This is a genomic window from Microbacterium sp. (assembly GCF_035277845.1).
In the GTDB taxonomy this organism is placed as follows: domain Bacteria; phylum Actinomycetota; class Actinomycetes; order Actinomycetales; family Microbacteriaceae; genus Microbacterium.
In genome coordinates this window covers 1-3,446 of record NZ_DATEJS010000184.1, presented here as the reverse complement: position 1 = coordinate 3,446, position 3,446 = coordinate 1, and the positions used below count along the sequence as shown (strand labels likewise).

The 3,446-nt window shown below is 67.0% G+C and carries 2 protein-coding genes and 1 pseudogene; 1 reads left to right on the top strand and 2 read right to left on the bottom strand.

Translation table 11 applies throughout. The annotated features are described in order from the left end of the window. Together VJR25_RS07880 and VJR25_RS07875 are read right to left on the bottom strand one after the other, a co-directional pair. Positions 1-1,101 (bottom strand): DEAD/DEAH box helicase (locus VJR25_RS07880; protein WP_324114297.1); only part of this gene is annotated, 1,101 nt, incomplete at its 3' end. A gap of 63 nt (positions 1,102-1,164) precedes the next feature. Beyond that, positions 1,165-1,779: a PadR family transcriptional regulator gene (locus tag VJR25_RS07875; protein ID WP_324114295.1), complete on the bottom strand. Its 615-nt coding sequence runs from the start codon at positions 1,777-1,779 to the stop codon at positions 1,165-1,167. 227 nt (positions 1,780-2,006) lie between these two features. Between VJR25_RS07875 and VJR25_RS07870 the strand changes: the two are divergent. Further along, positions 2,007-3,446: pseudogene (locus VJR25_RS07870) on the top strand (preprotein translocase subunit SecA); the annotation flags it as partial.

Genomic DNA, 3,446 nt, shown 5'->3' with positions numbered 1-3,446 from the left:
GCGCTCGCGCGGCGTCACGAAACTGATCGCATCGCCGGTGCGCCCGGCGCGCCCGGTGCGGCCGATGCGGTGCACGTACGACTCCGTGTCGGTGGGGATGTCGAAGTTCACCACGTGCGAGATCCGCTCGACGTCGAGTCCGCGGGCCGCGACATCCGTGGCGACCAGGATGTCGAGCTTCCCGGACTTGAGCTGGTTGACCGTGCGCTCCCGTTGAGCCTGGGCGATGTCGCCGTTGATGGCGGCGGCGGAGTAGCCGCGGGCGCGCAGCTTCTCGGCGACCTCCTCGGTCGCGCTCTTGGTGCGCGCGAAGATGATCATGCCCTCGAAGTTCTCGACCTCGAGGATGCGCGTGAGCGCGTCGATCTTCTGCTGGTAAGCCACGATCAGATAGCGCTGCGCGATCGTCGCGGAAGTCGTGGTCTTCGACTTGACCGTGATCTCCTGCGGGTCGTTCAGGTACTGCGTCGACATACGCCGGATCGCGGCGGGCATCGTCGCCGAGAACAGGGCGACCTGCTTCGTGTCGGGCGTGTCGGCGAGGATGGTCTCGACATCCTCCGCGAAGCCCATCTTCAGCATCTCGTCGGCCTCGTCCAGCACCAGGTACTTGAGCTCGGACAGGTCGAGGGTGCGCTTGTCGAGGTGGTCCATGATGCGGCCCGGTGTGCCGACGATGACATGCACGCCGCGACGCAGCGCAGACAACTGGACGCCGTAGCCCTGGCCGCCGTAGACGGGCAGGATGTGCACGCCCTTGAGGTGCCCCGCGTATCGCTCGAACGCTTCGCAGACCTGCAGTGCGAGTTCGCGCGTCGGGGCGAGCACGAGCGCCTGCGGCGTCTTCTGCGAGAGGTCGAGCCGGTCGATGATCGGCAGAGCGAACGCGGCGGTCTTGCCGGTGCCCGTCTGCGCGAGCCCGACCACGTCACGTCCCTCGAGCAGAGGCGGGATGGTCGCGGCCTGGATGGCCGACGGGGTCTCGTACCCCACGTCACGGAGCGCCCTGAGGACGGCGTCACTCAATCCGAGGTCGGAGAACGTCAAGGCCGGGGGCTCGGAGGATCCTGCGACTTCGGTCGGGTTTTCATCTGTGGACACAACTCAGGGTAGCCTGCGGGACCTCGCGAGTGGCGGCGCCGACGAGGCGCGGGATGCCGTCGCTCATCGTCCCGCTCCCTGCGTTTCGGGCTGCACGGCGGCCGGACGACCGCGCTTCGGCCGCGCGGCGGACAGCTCCAGCGCCATCGCGTGCTGCGGGTGCAGGGCGAGGCGCTGCTCGGTGTGGTCGAGCCAGCGCACCTCGGCCTCGGCCGCGAAGATCATCGAGTCCACGACGAGAGACCAGGCGAGCTCTTCGGGCCCGTCTGGATCCGATCCGGCGTACTTCGCACGGTTGAGCTCCTGCAGCTGCGCCATCGAGGCGCTGCGCTGCCGCTGGATGACCTCCGCGACATCCACCCCCGGAAGCGTGGCGGCGATCGCCAGCTTGATCGCCAGCTCGTCGCGCGTGCCGCCGGTGCGCGTCACGGGGGAGTCCAGCCAGTCCCGCACCTCGTCACGGCCGGCGTCCGTGATCCGCCAGTAGACGTGCCCCTGGTCGTCGGTGTCGCCTTTCTCCACGAGCCCGTCGCGGTCGAGTCGTTCCAGCGTGTTGTAGATCTGGCCGACGTTCAGCGGCCACGTGGACCCGGTGCGCCGGTCGAACTCGGCGCGCAGCTGATACCCGTAGCACGGGCCCTGATCGAGGATCGCGAGCAGTGACTGACGGACCGACATGGTGCCTCCTGGGGACGTTTCCCGGTATGTAATTGCCGAGTATATGCATATCGGGAAACATCTTCTGTGTGGCTTCCGGCGTGTCGAATCCGCACGCTCCGGCTCCTCCAAGCGAGCGCAAAGTCACAGACGGATAACATGGGGAGCAGTATGCGTGCGGATTCCGCGCGCCTGCGATCGCGAGTGCGACCCGCTCCGATCGCTCCCCGACAAGATGGAGATGCCCCGTGGCGAACCCCTTCGAGAAACTGCTCCGCGCCGGTGAGGGCAAGGTGCTGAGGCGCCTGCAGCAGGTGGTCAAGGCCGTCGCGGCCCTCGAAGACGAGTACACCAAGCTCTCCGACGAGGAGCTGCGCGACGAGACCCGCGTGCTGCGCGAGCGCTACGCGGCCGGCGAGACGCTCGACCACCTCATGCCCGAGGCATTCGCCGCGGTGCGCGAGGCGGCCAAGCGCACCCTCGGCCAGCGCCCCTACGACGTGCAGGTCATGGGTGGCGCGGCGCTGCACCTCGGCAACATCGCCGAGATGAAGACCGGTGAGGGCAAGACTCTCACGGCGACCTTCGCCGTCTATCTCAATGCGATCGCGGGCAAGGGCGTGCACGTCGTCACCGTCAACGACTTCCTGGCGACGTACCAGTCCGAGCTGATGGGCCGTGTGTACCGTGCGCTCGGCATGACCACGGGCAACATCGTGTCGGGTCAGACCCCCGAAGTGCGCCGCGAGCAGTACAACGCCGACATCACCTACGGCACGAACAACGAGTTCGGCTTCGACTATCTGCGCGACAACATGGCGTGGCAGAAGGAGGACCTCGTCCAGCGCGGCCACTTCTACGCGATCGTCGACGAGGTGGACTCGATCCTCATCGACGAGGCCCGCACGCCGCTCATCATCTCCGGCCCGTCGTCGGGGGAGGCGAACCGCTGGTTCACCGAGTTCGCGAAGATCGCGCGCACCCTCGAGCCCGGGGTCGACTACGAGGTCGACGAGAAGAAGCGCACCGTCGGTGTGCTCGAGCCCGGCATCGAGAAGGTCGAGGACTACCTCGGCATCGACAACCTGTACGAATCGGCCAACACGCCGCTCATCTCGTTCCTGAACAACTCGATCAAGGCACTGGCGCTGTTCAAGCGCGACACCGACTACGTCGTGATGAACGACGAGGTCATGATCGTCGACGAGCACACCGGCCGCATCCTGGTCGGACGTCGCTACAACGAGGGCATCCACCAGGCCATCGAGGCCAAGGAGGCCGTGCCGGTCAAGGCGGAGAACCAGACCCTCGCCACGGTCACGCTGCAGAACTACTTCCGCCTCTACGAGAAGCTCGCCGGCATGACCGGCACCGCCGAGACCGAGGCCGCCGAGTTCATGTCGACGTACAAGCTCGGCGTGGTGCCGATCCCGACGAACCGGCCGATGATCCGCAAGGACCAGGCCGACCTCGTCTACAAGAACGAGACGGCGAAGTTCGACCAGGTCGTCGAGGACATCGCACGCCGCCACGCGGACGGGCAGCCGGTGCTCGTCGGCACGGTCAGCGTCGAGAAGAGCGAGTATCTGTCGCGCCTGCTCAAGAAGAAGGGCGTCAAGCACGAGGTGCTGAACGCCAAGAACCACGCCCGCGAGGCCGAGATCGTCGCCCGCGCGGGTCGCCTGGGC